Source organism: Pseudomonas sp. S2_H01 (assembly GCF_054668305.1).
Genome location: NZ_CP162756.1, coordinates 6,194,527 through 6,208,263, shown reverse-complemented (window position 1 = coordinate 6,208,263; position 13,737 = coordinate 6,194,527). Strand labels below are relative to the sequence as shown.

The 13,737-nt window shown below is 58.7% G+C and carries 18 protein-coding genes; 10 read left to right on the top strand and 8 right to left on the bottom strand.

Translation table 11 applies throughout. From position 1 onward, the window contains the following. Positions 1-32: 32 nt before the first annotated feature. Positions 33-1,271: an NAD(P)/FAD-dependent oxidoreductase gene (locus AB4N84_RS27930; RefSeq protein WP_460044222.1), complete on the bottom strand. Its 1,239-nt coding sequence runs from the start codon at positions 1,269-1,271 to the stop codon at positions 33-35. A gap of 138 nt (positions 1,272-1,409) precedes the next feature. On the opposite strand from AB4N84_RS27930, the gene AB4N84_RS27925 reads away from it, so the two are divergent. Then, on the top strand, positions 1,410-2,441 hold the full coding sequence (locus AB4N84_RS27925) for an Ldh family oxidoreductase (protein WP_460044221.1): 1,032 nt from the start codon (positions 1,410-1,412) through the stop codon (positions 2,439-2,441). Here AB4N84_RS27925 and AB4N84_RS27920 read toward each other — a convergent pair. Then, positions 2,438-2,635, bottom strand: coding sequence for a hypothetical protein (locus AB4N84_RS27920; RefSeq protein ID WP_460044220.1), 198 nt, complete (start codon positions 2,633-2,635; stop codon positions 2,438-2,440). The genes AB4N84_RS27925 and AB4N84_RS27920 overlap by 4 nt on opposite strands. A gap of 280 nt (positions 2,636-2,915) precedes the next feature. Between AB4N84_RS27920 and AB4N84_RS27915 the strand changes: the two genes are divergently transcribed. Next, positions 2,916-3,122 carry a hypothetical protein gene (locus AB4N84_RS27915; protein ID WP_460047164.1) on the top strand — a complete coding sequence of 69 codons (207 nt, stop codon included), beginning with the start codon at positions 2,916-2,918 and terminating at the stop codon, positions 3,120-3,122. A 60-nt stretch (positions 3,123-3,182) separates the two neighbouring features. On the opposite strand, the gene AB4N84_RS27910 is transcribed toward AB4N84_RS27915, so the two are convergent. Beyond that, positions 3,183-3,344, bottom strand: a complete 162-nt coding sequence (locus AB4N84_RS27910; protein WP_460044218.1) for a hypothetical protein — start codon at positions 3,342-3,344, stop codon at positions 3,183-3,185. A gap of 190 nt (positions 3,345-3,534) precedes the next feature. On the opposite strand from AB4N84_RS27910, the gene AB4N84_RS27905 reads away from it, so the two are divergent. The 3 genes from AB4N84_RS27905 to map all read left to right on the top strand — a co-directional run bounded on the left by AB4N84_RS27905 (position 3,535) and on the right by map (position 5,010). Then, positions 3,535-3,885: a helix-turn-helix domain-containing protein gene (locus AB4N84_RS27905; protein WP_074753211.1), complete on the top strand. Its 351-nt coding sequence runs from the start codon at positions 3,535-3,537 to the stop codon at positions 3,883-3,885. 88 nt (positions 3,886-3,973) lie between these two features. Continuing rightward, the gene (locus AB4N84_RS27900; RefSeq protein WP_460044217.1) at positions 3,974-4,228 is read left to right on the top strand and encodes a ParD-like family protein; all 255 of its coding nucleotides are present in this window, start codon (positions 3,974-3,976) and stop codon (positions 4,226-4,228) included. Next, entirely contained in the window at positions 4,225-5,010 is a 786-nt protein-coding gene (gene map, locus AB4N84_RS27895; protein ID WP_460044215.1) for a type I methionyl aminopeptidase, read from the top strand. The genes AB4N84_RS27900 and map overlap by 4 nt, the downstream gene beginning before the upstream one ends. A 191-nt stretch (positions 5,011-5,201) precedes the next feature. Here map and AB4N84_RS27890 read toward each other — a convergent pair whose 3' ends face one another. Both AB4N84_RS27890 and AB4N84_RS27885 read right to left on the bottom strand, forming a co-directional pair. Next, positions 5,202-5,456 (bottom strand): hypothetical protein, encoded by a 255-nt coding sequence (locus tag AB4N84_RS27890; RefSeq protein ID WP_074753208.1) that lies wholly within the window; start codon positions 5,454-5,456, stop codon positions 5,202-5,204. Between the two features lie 84 nt (positions 5,457-5,540). After that, positions 5,541-5,765, bottom strand: coding sequence for a DUF6555 family protein (locus AB4N84_RS27885; protein WP_460044214.1), 225 nt, complete (start codon positions 5,763-5,765; stop codon positions 5,541-5,543). Positions 5,766-6,249: 484 nt separating this feature from the next. Here AB4N84_RS27885 and AB4N84_RS27880 point away from each other — a divergent pair, with 484 nt between their 5' ends. Next, positions 6,250-6,579, top strand: coding sequence for a hypothetical protein (locus AB4N84_RS27880; protein ID WP_460044212.1), 330 nt, complete (start codon positions 6,250-6,252; stop codon positions 6,577-6,579). Positions 6,580-6,662: 83 nt separating this feature from the next. Here the strand turns inward: AB4N84_RS27880 and AB4N84_RS27875 are convergent, their stop codons facing one another. Further along, entirely contained in the window at positions 6,663-7,727 is a 1,065-nt protein-coding gene (locus AB4N84_RS27875) for an endonuclease/exonuclease/phosphatase family protein (protein ID WP_460044211.1), read from the bottom strand. A gap of 94 nt (positions 7,728-7,821) precedes the next feature. Continuing rightward, on the bottom strand, positions 7,822-8,106 hold the full coding sequence (locus AB4N84_RS27870) for a DUF1654 domain-containing protein (RefSeq protein ID WP_460044210.1): 285 nt from the start codon (positions 8,104-8,106) through the stop codon (positions 7,822-7,824). Between the two features lie 174 nt (positions 8,107-8,280). Here AB4N84_RS27870 and AB4N84_RS27865 point away from each other — a divergent pair, with 174 nt between their 5' ends. Then, positions 8,281-8,505 (top strand): YgdI/YgdR family lipoprotein, encoded by a 225-nt coding sequence (locus AB4N84_RS27865; RefSeq protein ID WP_460044208.1) that lies wholly within the window; start codon positions 8,281-8,283, stop codon positions 8,503-8,505. 60 nt (positions 8,506-8,565) lie between these two features. Here AB4N84_RS27865 and AB4N84_RS27860 read toward each other — a convergent pair whose 3' ends face one another. Further along, the gene (locus AB4N84_RS27860; protein ID WP_460044207.1) at positions 8,566-9,669 is read right to left on the bottom strand and encodes an asparaginase; all 1,104 of its coding nucleotides are present in this window, start codon (positions 9,667-9,669) and stop codon (positions 8,566-8,568) included. 497 nt (positions 9,670-10,166) lie between these two features. On the opposite strand from AB4N84_RS27860, the gene AB4N84_RS27855 reads away from it, so the two are divergent. The 3 genes from AB4N84_RS27855 (at position 10,167) to AB4N84_RS27845 (ending at position 13,736) form a co-directional block, all read left to right on the top strand. Then, positions 10,167-11,126, top strand: coding sequence for a sugar ABC transporter substrate-binding protein (locus AB4N84_RS27855; RefSeq protein ID WP_074753201.1), 960 nt, complete (start codon positions 10,167-10,169; stop codon positions 11,124-11,126). Positions 11,127-11,190: 64 nt separating this feature from the next. After that, positions 11,191-12,741, top strand: coding sequence for a sugar ABC transporter ATP-binding protein (locus tag AB4N84_RS27850; protein ID WP_460044206.1), 1,551 nt, complete (start codon positions 11,191-11,193; stop codon positions 12,739-12,741). Then, entirely contained in the window at positions 12,741-13,736 is a 996-nt protein-coding gene (locus tag AB4N84_RS27845) for an ABC transporter permease (RefSeq protein ID WP_346830422.1), read from the top strand. The genes AB4N84_RS27850 and AB4N84_RS27845 overlap by 1 nt, the downstream gene beginning before the upstream one ends. Position 13,737: the final 1 nt, after the last annotated feature.

The following is a 13,737-nucleotide window of genomic DNA, read 5'->3' as shown; positions in this document are numbered from 1 at the left end:
TTAAGCCGATCTTCCTCGAGCAGGGCGACGAATTACCGAAAGCGCGCCGGGCTGTAAGGCGCTGGATCGGTAAACGTCGGCTTGCCCGTCATCATGTCCGCCAGCAGGCGTCCCGTCACGGGCCCGAGCGTCAAGCCATGGTGAGCATGGCCGAAGTTGAACCACAGACCGGGATGACGGGGCGCCTCGCCGATGACCGGACGCATGTCGGGCAAACACGGGCGGCGCCCCAGCCATGGTTCGGCGTCCAGACGTTCACCCAGCGGGTAAAGCTTGCGTGCGATGGCCTCGCAACGGCGCAGCTGGATCTCGTTGGCGGGCGCATCGCTGGCGGCGAACTCAACCCCGGTGGTCAGCCGAATGCCCCGTGCCATGGGCACCAACACATAACCCGCCTGGGCGTCGATCACGGAGTGCTCCAGCGCGGCGCCCGGTTGTGAGGCGTAGTGCATGTGATAGCCACGCTTGATCGCCAACGGAATGCGGTAACCGAACCGCGAAAACACGTCGGCCGATTGTGGACCTAACGCCACGACCACCTGCCGGGAACTGACCACCCCGTCCGCGCTGTCGACCTGCCAACCTTCATCCAGCTGGCGCAGGCTGCGTGCATCACCTTTGAGCAGCACGCCGCCACGCTGCACGAACAAGGCGGCGTAACCGCGCACCAGCGCACCGGGATCGGTCACGCTTTTCGGGTCGAGCCAATGGATGCCGCCCACGGCGCCGCTGAGGCTTGGCTCCCGATCACGCAATTGAACTGCGTCGAGGATGTCGCAGCGCAGTCCGTATGCGGCGTAGGTTTTAGCGTCGGCGACGGCCAGATCGAATTCGCGCTGATCGCGGTAGAGCTCGATCCAGCCTTTGGCGCGCATCAAACCGGTCATGCCCGACGCCTCTGCCAGCAGGTCATGCTCGATGACGCAGCGCTCGATCAGTGGTTGCATGGCGCGACTGGCCTTCGCCAGGTTGTCCGGCGAGGACTGCCGCCAGTACTGCAGCAGCCAAGGCGCGAGGCGTGGCAGATAAGCAGGGCTGAAGCGCATGGACGACTGTTGGTTGAGACCGTAGCGCAGCAGGCGTGACCATTCGCGGGGGAACGCATAAGGAATGATGCTGGAACGCTCGATCAGGCCCGCGTTGCCATGACTGGTGCCTCGGCCGGGTTCGTCACGATCCAGCAAGATGACGCTCTGGCCTGCGGCTTGCAGGTGCAGTGCGCAACAGACGCCGACAATACCGGCGCCGAGAACGAGGGTCTGACAATCCATGGATCAATCCTTAATCGGCTGAAGGCGAACGTGAGGCCGTCACCGTCGCGCAGTTTACCCATTTGTCGGCGCACAGTACTCTCCAGACGCTTACGTTCTGTTCGGCTTCCACTTCCAATAATCACACCGGAGCTTCAGATGTCTTCACCCCGCGATCCCGTAGACACCCAGACGATTTCCTTCAGCGATCTGACCGAACTGCTGCGGCAGATATTCATGCGCCACGGCACGTCGGCCGAGGTGGCGGCGGTACTGGCCGAGAACTGCGCCAGCGCGGAGCGCGACGGATCGCACAGTCACGGGATCTTTCGAATCAAGGGTTATTTGTCGTCCCTGGCGGCAGGTTGGGTCGACGGCCAGGCCGTGCCGAAGGTCGAAGACGTCGGTGCCGGTTTCGTGCGGGTGGACGCTGGTGGCGGCTTTGCACAGCCTGCAATGCAGGCCGCCAAGGCGCTGTTGATCGAGAAAGCGCGCACTGCCGGGATTGCCATCCTGGCGATCCGCAACTCGCATCATTTCGCGGCGCTGTGGCCAGATGTCGAGCCCTTCGCGCAGGAAGGGCTGGTAGCGTTGAGCGTGGTCAACAGCATGACCTGCGTGGTGCCTCACGACGCGCAGAAACCGTTGTTCGGCACCAATCCGATTGCTTTCGCGGCGCCTCGGGCGGGTGGTCAGCCCATCGTCTTCGACATGGCGACCAGCGCGATTGCCCACGGCGATGTCCAGATTGCCGCAAGGGAAGGGCGCCTGTTGCCGCCGGGCATGGGCGTGGATCGGGCGGGACACCCAACCGAAGACCCGAAGGCGATCCTTGATGGCGGCGCGCTCTTGCCCTTTGGTGGTTACAAAGGGTCGGCGCTGTCGATGATGGTCGAATTGCTGTCTGCTGCATTGACCGGCGGCAACTTCTCATTCGGCTTTGACATGTCCACCAAACCGGGCGCGCAAACCCCGTGGACCGGCCAGATGATCATTGTCATCGATCCGGACAAGGGCAGCGGGCACGCGTTTGCCGAGCGCAGCGAAGAGCTGGTGAGGCAGATGCATGGTGTGGGTCAGCAACGCATGCCCGGCGATCGTCGGTACCGGCAGCGTGAACAATCCCTGGCAGAGGGGATCGTGCTGTCGGCAGACGATCTGATTCGTCTCAAGGGACTTGCCAGCGCTTAAGCCTCCAGTTTCGGCAGCGTGCCCGGACGCTTCAGAGCAACCGGGCTTTGCTGGGCGATGTGCAGGGGCATCAGATGCTGGCTGTCGAGGGCCTCGCTGGACGATTTGCCGGCTTTGCCGCACGGCATGGCCAGGGCGGTGGCACTGACAGCGGCCAGCATCAACGTCATCAGTAACGCGATCAGGGTTTTCATGGTTGAACCTCGCAAACAGGCGCAAGCGCTCTGGAGAGGTGGCGCTTGTCAACCTGTGCAGGCTACGTCGCAGAGCCCTCTGGGCGTTATTCGGATACTGCGCCGTTCTTGCCTGATGCTGCGCTCCTGGTGCGTTTCAGTCCTCTTGGGTGCAGAGGTGATGGGTCCGATGGATCCGCCCACCCGAACGACCGCTCGTCGAATCATGACTTGCGTTTGGAGGTCGATGAAAATACTGTATGTTTAAACAGTATTCAGTGAAAGGGAATCGACCATGCTCATGAATCAAGCCGAAACCAGCATTGCATTCACCGTCCAGGCCGCAGAGCCTACCTTCAGCAGCGTCTGGGGCAATGAGATGCAGCGCGAGGATTTTCTTGCCCTTGCGGCAGGGGTACGTCAGTTCAGCGCCAGTCAGGTGGACCTGGCGTTTGTCTCGAACGTCGAGGTTTTTCCGGGCGGGCACGGCTCATCTGCGGCGGAATGATTTCCCCGCACATCGCTCGACAGGACTAAGGTGGTAGTGCAGCGCAGTGCAGTGACGGGCTCAGTGCTTCTGAGCCGAGACAGTCACCACGGCAACCTGAAGTGCCGGGACTTGGGTTTGATCGGCTTCCGGCTGACGCGCCTTGCCTGTTCTGATCAGGCTCAGTGCCAGCAGAGTGCCTATGACGGATAGAACGCACCAACCCAGCAAAAATGTAATCACGTCTGGTCTCCGAACTGCAAAATCGGGTTGCCATGAAAAATGACAAGCTCTCCATCCGAATCTATCGGCCATCATGACCATTTCATGAGGGTCGAAAAGCGCGCAGCTTGAACAATTGTCGGGTGGATCGCAACTCCCCCAGACCAATGGGGTCTTGCTTTAAACATAGTCAAATCAGAGGCCCATGTTTATGAAAGATCTTGGTTCACGCCTGAAAGAAGAACGCAAAAGCCTCGGACTCTCGCAACAGGAATTCGGCGCGATTGGGGGCGTAGAAGCCAATGCCCAAGGCAAATACGAGAGCGGCGAACGCATTCCTCGTTCCGATTACCTCGCAGCGCTTGGAAAAAAAGGTGTCGATGTCCTTTACGTCCTCTCCGGCAAACGAACGCCGATCGCTACCGATACCCTGAACGATGCCGAACGGGCAATCATTACCCATTACCGGGCATTGAGCGAAGACGATCAGGAGGCGATTTCTCAACTTGCCACCTCATTGTCTGAATGCGCGACGGACGCTGCTGCTGCTTCGTCTGCGTGATGCATTCGTCCAGACCCATGCCAAAAGGCGGTGTTGCGGATGAATATATGTAACGTATATGCTTCGTATATTCATCGCGAGGTCAAACATGGGACTGGTCAAGATTTCCGAACAGATGCACGACAACATACGCTCTGCCAGCGCGGCGCTGAGCCGTTCAATCAATGCGCAGGCCGAACACTGGATGAGAGTGGGCATGCTCGCTGAACTCAACCCTGGGTTGAACTACAGCGACATCTGTCAGTTATTGATCCGTGCTGAAGCCACGGGCGACGCGCTGCCGAGCCCGCAGGCCGAAGAGGCCATTGTTCACGAACCCCAGATCAGGGCGGTGTCGCGATGAGCATCAGTATTAAAAGCGAAGCCGATCTGGCGGGGCTGAGAATCGCCGGACGGCTGGCTGCGGACGTCTTGGCAATGATCGCTCAGCACGTGAAACCCGGCATCAGCACCGAGGCGCTCGATGACATCTGCAACGATTACATCGTTAACGAGTTGAATGTCATTCCGGCCAACGTCGGGTACCACGGTTTCACCAAGACGACGTGCATTTCGCCGAACGCGGTGGTGTGCCACGGCATCCCTTCAGCGGACGATATCCTCAAGGAAGGCGACATCGTCAACATCGATGTCGCGGTCATCAAGGATGGTTGGTATGGCGACACCAGTCGCATGTATTACGTCGGAGAAGTCAGCCCGTTGGCGCGACGTCTGGTCGAAACCACCTATGAAGCCACGTTGGCGGGCATACATGCAGTGAAGCCTGGCGCGACGCTGGGCGACATTGGTAACGCTATCCAGACCGTGGCTTACCGGGAAGGCTTCAGCGTGGTCCGCGAATACTGTGGGCATGGCATCGGGCGTAAATACCATGAGGAGCCACAGGTGCTGCATTACGGCGCCGCCGGGAAGGGCTTGAAACTCAAACCGGGAATGGTTTTCACCATCGAGCCGATGATTAACGCTGGCAAACCCGGAACCCATGTTCTGGATGACGGCTGGACCGTACTGACCCGGGATCAATCCCTGTCGGCACAGTGGGAACACATGGTGGCGGTCACTCAGACCGGGTTCGAGTTGTTGACGCCCTGGCCGGATGGGACGGGTGATTATCCGCCAGTGTGAGGGCAGTCACATCTGGACGAATAAAGTCACAATTGTACGAGTGACGAAGGGCCGACATACCTTGTAGGCTCCTTCTCGTTCCCCTGTGGTGCTGCTGCCTGACCGGCTCAAGGATGATCAGATCGGCAGCACTAGGGGAGAACACCACACTGAAAAAACCGGCCGAAGCCGGTTTTTTTGTGAGCGCCTGTTTAACCCCCTAGCTGCTTCGCGGCGTCGACGCCCGCAGAACTCAGCTTCACCGGGTACTTGAGGGTGCGTTCGCCCTTCTCGGGAATCTCGACACATCCATCATGGATAAGCCCTGCTTTCTGCAGTTCTTCCAGGGTATCCGCGACAGCGTGTTCCCCCCTGTAGTTATCCAGAACTTCTTTGCCCAGCCCCGCCGGATGTGCGTGTAACAACCGGGTCAGGACTTCTTTCTTGAGCGCGTTATCAATGGTCATATTTTTCCTCGCTTTGCTGGTTTCATGAGCGCTGCTTGTAAATACCGACCACTCGATATGAGGATGGTTTGGACTTTTATCGTCTTACGTACGTTTCCATTGGACCTGCGTCACGCCGAGTCCCTCGGCGTTGAGCTTGGCGAGTCGAAAGGGGCCCGCTGCGACACCGCCATCAAGGGTTCCGACGCCCGCGTGCAACGTGGCGAAGTGCAGCGCATCGCTTTCGCAAAGATGCCTTGCTTGATGAGAGAAATGCCTGGGTTCGCCTCGAAACTGGTAATAAATTTCAAAATCCTTGGAATCATTCATCGTCTTTAGCCCGTTAGACGTTGTGCACGTCCCGCTGAATGTGAGTACTTCCCCGTGTACCTGAACAGCATGGTCGCCGAATGCATCGACGGTGCCGTCACTTCATTTCGAGACCGATACAGGCCTGCCCGTACTGCAGGAGGGCCATGATCGTGGTGCGTTTTCTCTCCCTGAGACGAGTAGGGCGGGCATGCCGCTCAGCGCTACCGACCACCGGAGAATTGCATTGTTTTCCGACCTTTTGAACCGTGCGCCGATCAGCGGCAATGTGCCATATCTGTTTGGATGGAAGCGTCAATTCGTTGGTGTGCACCGCTACACATTTGCACGGTTTTGGATGTATGGACCGCTTCGGTTCCAGGAGGATTGTCGGGGGCATCCTTCGTGCAAACAAATATTCAGAGAAAGGACAATTTGATGGCCCGCGTATGCGTTGTTTTCTGGAAAAATCCTTCTTTTTCAGTCGATTCCGGGACGAGGGCGTATGCGTAGAGTGGGTTTGAGCGTAGCGGGGTTTGTGTTGATGATGACGGCACTGCCAACCCAGGCACGGGACCTCAGCAAGCACGATCTGGACGTCTGCAAGTGGGGCGCTGGCATGGCCGGTACGGCGCAGCAATCCAAGCTTTCCGGCACGACGTTGTACAGCGCACGAAAGAAGCTGCAGGTGCGGACGTTTTCCAAGCCCTGGATGCGCAAGATGGCGTTGGGTATCACGGAGCAAACCTACAAGAGCGCGTCACGTCTGAAACCGGCCGCGGTGAAGCAGACGTATTACGACGGCTGTGTCCAGCATGAGCTGGCGCGCAAGTAGAGGAATGTTTTTCTCGGCCCAGGGAGCGCCTGATGAAAGCGCCCCCTGGGCAAATGGCTCACGCGGTTTCAGGAGTGATGTAATCAGTGGCAGTTGCCCGCCAGATGATAATGCTGCGCTTCAGCAGCGGCAGCGTTGTCGAATTCAACCCGGTTTTTTTCTGACACTGCGTTATAGGACGGGCAGTCCGGGCGGTGGTAGACCATGGTTTTCTTGTTGCCACGAATTGCCAGTGTCAGATTCTTCCCGTTGTTGGCGCTGGCGGCCGCGGGTTTCATCGGATTAGGCCGCGTTGTTGCAGGTTGCGCAACGGCTGTGGACGCGCTGCCTCCACTGAAGTCGGCGCTGAGGAAAATCGGCGCATGGTCGGACACCCTGTCACGTCCCTGCGCGTGGGTCATGGCCAGGTATTTGGGGTAATTGAAGACCTGTACACTGTTGACCTTGATCGCCGAATGCTTGCTGACGAAGATGTTGTCGTAGAGGTTGGAGAATTTTCCATCAGTGGTCGAGAGCGTGCTCGCGCCATTGAGCACCAAGGGCCGGGCGCTGGCATCCAGGTTGTCCCAGGCAGGCGAGGTCGGTGGCGTATTGAAGTCGCCCATCAGCATGATCTGGTTGTTGCCGGGGTAGGTGTCTTTCAGCCAGGCCCAGTAGCTGGAGAGTGCAGTGATTTCCGAGGCGCGGTCGGACTGGCTCTTTCCATACAGAATATGCACCGTGGCGACCACAAACGTGGTGCCGTCCCTGAGCGATTTGAAGCGTGCAGAATACGGTTCCCGTTCGAAGGTGTCGTTGCGGTCAAGGTAGGTGACGGCGCCATCTTCGTAGGCGACCACGTCGTCACGCCACACGAAACCATACATCTCCTTGTAAGAGGATCGGCCAACTGCGTGTGAGGCCATCGAACTCCAGTGCTTGCCGGTCTGCTTGGTCAACTCCTTGGCCAAGGCTTGCAAGGCGTCCTCGTTCATCAATTCCTGCACGGCGAGAAAGTCGACCTTTTGCGCGACTTTGGCAATGCCTTGAAAATCCTTGTTTGGCCGCACACTCAGGTGCTCCAGGTTCCAGGTGCCGATATTGACGTCGGCGCAAGCGGTCTGCAGGAAAGAAAGGGTCAACAGCAACGAAACAAAAAATCTGAGCATTGTTTTCCAACTACGGGCTGGTTAAAGCGACGGCGAGCGCAGTGGCTCGCCGGAAGGGCGGGTTTGATCGGTTCGGGTTACAGCGGGGTGCTGATCAATCCTCCTTGGGCACGGTCCAGAAAATCTGTACTCCGCCGTCATCCCGGTAGGCGAGGGTGACGTTGTCGTTTTCGGCGATCTCTTCGAGCAACTGGTTCCAGTCATCTTCCTGCTCGTCAGGCAGGCGAAAGATCAGCGCGGCGCGGGATTTCTGCGCAGTGGGTGAATTGATGATCTTTTGAATGCGGATGCCCAAGCGCTCGTAGGCACCCGGAAGTTCAGCGGCTGAAGCGGCATGTTTAGACACGAAAGGTATCCCTTGTTTTTGCTGTATGTGCATACAGTATTTCACTGTGGGACGTTTCGCAAGATTGGAGTAGGGCTAGTCGCTCCAGTCGCTTCACTTGCATGATTTTTCCTACCCCTGTTCGGCTTGCGAACCAAAGCCGATCGAGTCGATCAGATCCTGTGTAAGCGAATCCGTTCGCAATGGCCGAAAGATTAAGGAGTTTTCATGACTATCAAAGGGTTGGGATTGCCTGTCGCATGGGTGTGCTGCGCGCTGCTGGCGGGCTGCTCGACGTCAACGGTGGTGACACTGCAGAACGGTACTCAATACGTCACCAAGGACGCGCCGAAGACCAAGAGCAAGGACGGATTTTACGAGTTCGAGGACATTTCCGGAAAGGCCGTGAAGGTGCGCGCGGACGAGGTGGCAACGGTTAAAGAAGAGGACTGAATCACCGAAGGAGCCTGATCCAGTGAATCAGGCTCCTTTTTTGGGGCCGGCAGGGATAAATCAGTATTCCCAGAACATCCGTTGCAGCTCTTTGCTGTCGTTGGTTTTCGTCAGCCCCACCATCGCCAGAATCCGGGCTTTCTGCGGATTCAGATCATGAGCGACCACCCAGTCGTACTTGTCATCTGGCTGCTCCGCGTTGCGCAGGACAAAGCCGCCGGCATTGACATGCGATGAGCGAATGATTTGTACACCGTCTTTGCGCAGCGCTTGAAGCGAGGGCACCACTTTCGAGGATACGGATCCATTGCCCGTGCCGGCATGAATGATTGCCTTGGCGCCTGATTGCGCCAGTGCCTTGTACGCCGTGTCGTTGACGTTGCCGTAGGCGTACGCGATGTCCACCTGAGGCAGGCTGCTGATCTGGCGGATATCGAATTCCGAGTTCTGTGTATGACGTTTCGCGGGCAGGCGGAACCAGTAGGATTTGCCCTCGACCACCATACCCAGCGCGCCCCACGGGCTCTTGAATGCTTCGGTCTTGATGTTGATCATCTTGCTGACGTCACGACCGGACTGGATTTCGTCGTTCATGGTCACTAACACACCTTTGCCTTTGGACTCCGGGTTGCTGGCTACGGCAACGGCGTTGTACAGGTTAAGCATGCCATCCGCCGACATGGCGGTGCCTGGACGCATGGACCCGACCACGACGATAGGCTTCTCGGTTTTTTCGACGAGGTTGAGGAAGTAAGCGGTTTCCTCCAGCGTGTCTGTGCCGTGCGTGATGACAATGCCATCGACGTCCGGGCTGTCAGCCAGTTCGGCGACTCGTTTACCCAGTTGCAGCAGGTTCTCGTTGGTGATGCTCTCTGACGCAATTTGTAGAACCTGCTCGCCGCGCACGTTGGCCAGCGTCGCCAGCTCCGGCACGCCAGTGATCAGCTTGTCGACGCCGACCTTCGCAGCCTGATAGGTCGCGCTGTTGGCGGTGCTGGCGCCTGCACCGGCAATGGTGCCGCCCGTGGCGAGGATGACCACGTTGGCGAGCTTCGATTTCTGTTGCGGTGGTTGTTCGGCGGTGTCCGCCCATGTAATGCCCGGAGCGAGGAGGAAGCAGAAGGCCAAGGCGCCTGATTTGAACGTATTGACTGCAGCATTCATTGTTATTTTTCCCGCTGTGTAGTGACGGTGCCGTCCTGACACCGGTGGAGCCCGTTGTTCCTGATCGAGAAAAACCCTGATCCAGAAAAACGCAGCGCCCTGGGAGGGTGCAGAATCCATACCAATCTGAAACTGGTCGAGCGGCGCAGGAATGCTCCCTGTTTCATTAAAGGGGTGAAACACATAGCGCTGCGGAATGTCCGGACTGCCGAATATTCGCGTGCGCTTTCATTCGGATATCCGAATGGAAAATGCTGGCCAGCGGCCCGACTTAGAGGTCGCGGCGTTTCTGATACACCGGTCCTTCAGAGCGAAAGCCAGATCGACAGAAAGGTGAGCCACCTCGCCTGTGACGCAGCCAAGCGTTTACGCTGTTGACAAATCGTGCAGCGATTCTCATAGTTTCACCCACGCAAACGTTTGCGATTGGTCGAGGTAGGTAACCGTCGACGCGCATTCGGTGCCGATAAAATAATCATAAATGTCGGAGTGATTCCATGAAGCTGCCATTCGCTGCACGTCTTCTTGCTGTTGCCATGCTCACCGCAAGTGCTGTATCCCTGCCTCTCTCTTCTGCCTACGCCGACGACGCGAAGAAACCCACCGTCGCGCTGGTGATGAAATCCCTCGCCAATGAATTCTTCCTGACCATGGAAGACGGCGCGAAGGCCTACCAAAAAGACCATTCTGCTGATTTCGACCTGATCTCCAACGGTATCAAGAACGAATCAGACACGTCCGCGCAGATCGATATCGTCAATCAGATGATCGTCAAGAAAGTCGATGCGCTGGTGATTGCACCGGCAGACTCCAAGGCGCTGGCGTCCGTGCTCAAGAAGGCCCAGGACGCCGGTATCAAAGTCGTCAACATCGACAACCAGCTCGATGCCGACGTGTTGAAAAGCAAGGGCATGGAAGTGCCTTTCGTAGGCCCGAACAACCGCAAGGGCGCCAAGCTGGTGGGTGACTACCTGGCCAAGCAACTGACGGCGGGCGATCAGGTCGGCATCATCGAAGGCGTGCCAACCACAACGAACGCACAGCAGCGCACAGCGGGCTTCAAGGACGCGATGGAAGCTGCGCAGATGAAAATCGTCTCCACGCAGTCGGGTAACTGGGAAATCGACAAGGGCAACGCGGTTGCCTCGGCGATGCTCAACGAATACCCGAACCTGAAAGCCTTGCTGGCCGGTAACGACAGCATGGCGCTGGGTGCTGTGTCGGCTGTCCGTGCAGCGGGCAAAGCGGGCAAGGTGCAGGTTGTGGGTTACGACAACATCAATGCCATCAAACCGATGCTCAAGGATGGTCGCGTACTCGCGACGGCTGACCAGTTCGCCGCCCGTCAGGCTGTGTTCGGCATCGACACCGCCCTGAAGATGGTCAAGGGCGAGAAACTCGACATCAAGGACGGTGTGATCGAGACCCCGGTTGAACTGGTCACCAAGCCCCAGTAATCCGGCTGTCCTAAAACACCTGTAAATACCGCCTGCCCGCAAGGGCAGGCGCGTGGAGAGCGTTATGTCAGCGTCTGCTCAGGCCGCTGTTCTATCTGTCAGTGGCATCGGCAAAACCTACGCCCAACCTGTTCTCGGTGACATCGACCTGACGCTGATGCGTGGGGAAGTGTTGGCGTTGACCGGGGAGAACGGTGCGGGGAAAAGCACCTTGTCCAAAATCATCGGCGGGTTGGTGACACCCACCACCGGTCACATGCAGTTTCAGGGACAGGCCTACGAACCGGCGAGTCGCACCCAGGCTGAAAAGCTGGGCGTGCGCATGGTCATGCAGGAGTTGAACCTGCTGCCCACGTTGTCGGTGGCAGAGAACCTGTTCCTCGATAACCTGCCCAGCCGTGCCGGGTTCATCAACCGCAAAAAACTGCGTGACGATGCGGTGAAGGCCATGGCTCAGGTCGGGCTGGACGCTATCGACCCCGACATGTTGGTCGGTGAGTTAGGCATCGGTCATCAACAGATGGTCGAAATCGCCCGCAACTTGATAGGCGATTGCCACGTTCTGATTCTCGACGAGCCGACTGCGATGCTGACGGCCCGTGAAGTGGAGATGCTGTTCGAGCAGATCACACGCTTGCAGGATCGCGGCGTTTCCATCGTTTACATCTCCCATCGCCTGGAAGAGCTGGCACGCGTCGCTCAGCGCATCGCCGTGCTGCGGGACGGCAAGCTGGTGTGTGTGGACGCCATGGCCAACTACAATAGCGAGCAATTGGTGACCCTGATGGTCGGTCGCGAACTGGGCGAGCAGATCGACCTGGGACAGCGCCAGATCGGTAACGTGGCGCTGTCGGTAAAAGGCTTGAGTCGCTCCGACAAAGTGCGCGATGTGTCCTTTGACGTACGCGCGGGCGAGATTTTCGGCATTTCGGGACTGATCGGTGCAGGCCGCACCGAGCTGCTGCGCCTTATCTACGGCGCGGATGCGGCAGACAGCGGCTCCATTGAAGTCGGCAGCCCGTTGAAGCCAGTGCGCGTGAACTCGCCGGTCGATGCTGTCAGCCACGGCATTGCCCTGATCACCGAGGATCGCAAGGGCGAAGGCCTGCTGCTGTCGCAGTCGATCAGCGCCAACATCGCGCTGGGCAACATGGAAGCGATTTCCAGTGGCGGCGTGGTCAACGGCGGTGCCGAAATGGCGCTGGCCAGACGTCAGGTCGACGCCATGCGTATTCGCAGTTCGAGTCCGACCCAACTGGTGTCGGAGTTGTCTGGCGGCAATCAGCAGAAGGTCGTGATCGGCCGGTGGCTGGAGCGCGACTGTCAGGTGATGCTGTTCGACGAGCCAACCCGCGGCATCGATGTCGGGGCCAAGTTCGATATCTACGCGCTGCTGGGCGAACTGACCCGTCAGGGCAGGGCGCTGGTGGTGGTTTCCAGTGATCTGCGCGAGTTGATGCTGATCTGCGACCGCATTGGCGTGTTGTCTGCCGGACGCCTGATCGACACCTTCGAACGCGACACCTGGACACAGGACGAACTGCTCGCTGCCGCCTTCGCCGGCTATCAAAAACGTGATGCGCTGCTGTCTGAAGCAGCGCCCAGGAACGACTGATGAAAACCTCGACTCCTTCGGCCGCGCTGCCTTCTCCCGGCAAGCGCAGCGGCAACTATTTCGGCCTGGGCACCTACCTGGGCCTGGCGGGCGCGTTGCTCGCCATGATCGTGCTGTTCTCGCTGCTCAGCGATCACTTCCTGTCCTATGAAACCTTCAGCACGCTGGCCAACCAGATTCCCGATCTGATGGTGCTGGCGGTCGGCATGACGTTCATCCTGATCATCGGCGGGATTGACCTGTCGGTGGGGTCGGTGCTGGCCCTGGCGGCATCGGCCGTCAGCGTGGCGATGCTCGGCTGGGGATGGGGCGTTTTTCCTTCGGCGTTGCTGGGCATGGTGTGCGCGACCGCGGCGGGTACGCTGACCGGCTCGATCACGGTGGCGTGGCGCATACCGTCGTTCATCGTCTCGCTCGGCGTGCTGGAAATGGCCCGTGGCGTGGCGTATCAGTTGACCGATTCGCGCACCGCCTACATCGGCGACTCGTTTGCCTGGCTGTCCAATCCGTTTGCATTTGGCATCTCGCCCTCATTCGTCATCGCGCTGCTGGTGATCTTCGCCGCTCAGGCAGTGCTCACCCGCACGGTGTTCGGTCGTTACCTGATCGGCATCGGCACCAATGAGGAAGCGGTGCGTCTGGCCGGGATCAATCCAAAGCCCTACAAGATTCTGGTGTTCTCGCTCATGGGATTGCTGGCGGGCGTTGCCGCGCTGTTCCAGATTTCGCGCCTGGAAGCGGCCGACCCTAACGCGGGCTCCGGGCTGGAACTGCAAGTGATCGCTGCCGTGGTCATCGGCGGCACCAGCCTGATGGGCGGACGTGGCTCGGTCATCAGCACGTTCTTCGGTGTGCTGATCATCTCGGTGCTGGCCGCGGGCCTTGCGCAGATCGGCGCAACGGAGCCGACCAAGCGCATCATCACCGGTGCGGTGATTGTGGTGGCGGTCATCCTGGACACTTACCGCAGCAATCGCGCACGGCGGCGCGGCTGAT

What these genes read in the sequence shown, in the direction of transcription:
- AB4N84_RS27930 (WP_460044222.1), bottom strand. Translation starts at nt 1,271, where the DNA reads ATGGATTGTCAGACCCTCGTTCTCGGCGCCGGTATTGTCGGCGTCTGT.
- AB4N84_RS27925 (WP_460044221.1), top strand. Translation starts at nt 1,410, where the DNA reads ATGTCTTCACCCCGCGATCCCGTAGACACCCAGACGATTTCCTTCAGC.
- AB4N84_RS27920 (WP_460044220.1), bottom strand. Translation starts at nt 2,635, where the DNA reads ATGAAAACCCTGATCGCGTTACTGATGACGTTGATGCTGGCCGCTGTC.
- AB4N84_RS27915 (WP_460047164.1), top strand. Translation starts at nt 2,916, where the DNA reads ATGAATCAAGCCGAAACCAGCATTGCATTCACCGTCCAGGCCGCAGAG.
- AB4N84_RS27905 (WP_074753211.1), top strand. Translation starts at nt 3,535, where the DNA reads ATGAAAGATCTTGGTTCACGCCTGAAAGAAGAACGCAAAAGCCTCGGA.
- AB4N84_RS27900 (WP_460044217.1), top strand. Translation starts at nt 3,974, where the DNA reads ATGGGACTGGTCAAGATTTCCGAACAGATGCACGACAACATACGCTCT.
- map (WP_460044215.1), top strand. Translation starts at nt 4,225, where the DNA reads ATGAGCATCAGTATTAAAAGCGAAGCCGATCTGGCGGGGCTGAGAATC.
- AB4N84_RS27890 (WP_074753208.1), bottom strand. Translation starts at nt 5,456, where the DNA reads ATGACCATTGATAACGCGCTCAAGAAAGAAGTCCTGACCCGGTTGTTA.
- AB4N84_RS27885 (WP_460044214.1), bottom strand. Translation starts at nt 5,765, where the DNA reads ATGAATGATTCCAAGGATTTTGAAATTTATTACCAGTTTCGAGGCGAA.
- AB4N84_RS27880 (WP_460044212.1), top strand. Translation starts at nt 6,250, where the DNA reads ATGCGTAGAGTGGGTTTGAGCGTAGCGGGGTTTGTGTTGATGATGACG.
- AB4N84_RS27875 (WP_460044211.1), bottom strand. Translation starts at nt 7,727, where the DNA reads ATGCTCAGATTTTTTGTTTCGTTGCTGTTGACCCTTTCTTTCCTGCAG.
- AB4N84_RS27870 (WP_460044210.1), bottom strand. Translation starts at nt 8,106, where the DNA reads ATGCACATACAGCAAAAACAAGGGATACCTTTCGTGTCTAAACATGCC.
- AB4N84_RS27865 (WP_460044208.1), top strand. Translation starts at nt 8,281, where the DNA reads ATGACTATCAAAGGGTTGGGATTGCCTGTCGCATGGGTGTGCTGCGCG.
- AB4N84_RS27860 (WP_460044207.1), bottom strand. Translation starts at nt 9,669, where the DNA reads ATGAATGCTGCAGTCAATACGTTCAAATCAGGCGCCTTGGCCTTCTGC.
- AB4N84_RS27855 (WP_074753201.1), top strand. Translation starts at nt 10,167, where the DNA reads ATGAAGCTGCCATTCGCTGCACGTCTTCTTGCTGTTGCCATGCTCACC.
- AB4N84_RS27850 (WP_460044206.1), top strand. Translation starts at nt 11,191, where the DNA reads ATGTCAGCGTCTGCTCAGGCCGCTGTTCTATCTGTCAGTGGCATCGGC.
- AB4N84_RS27845 (WP_346830422.1), top strand. Translation starts at nt 12,741, where the DNA reads ATGAAAACCTCGACTCCTTCGGCCGCGCTGCCTTCTCCCGGCAAGCGC.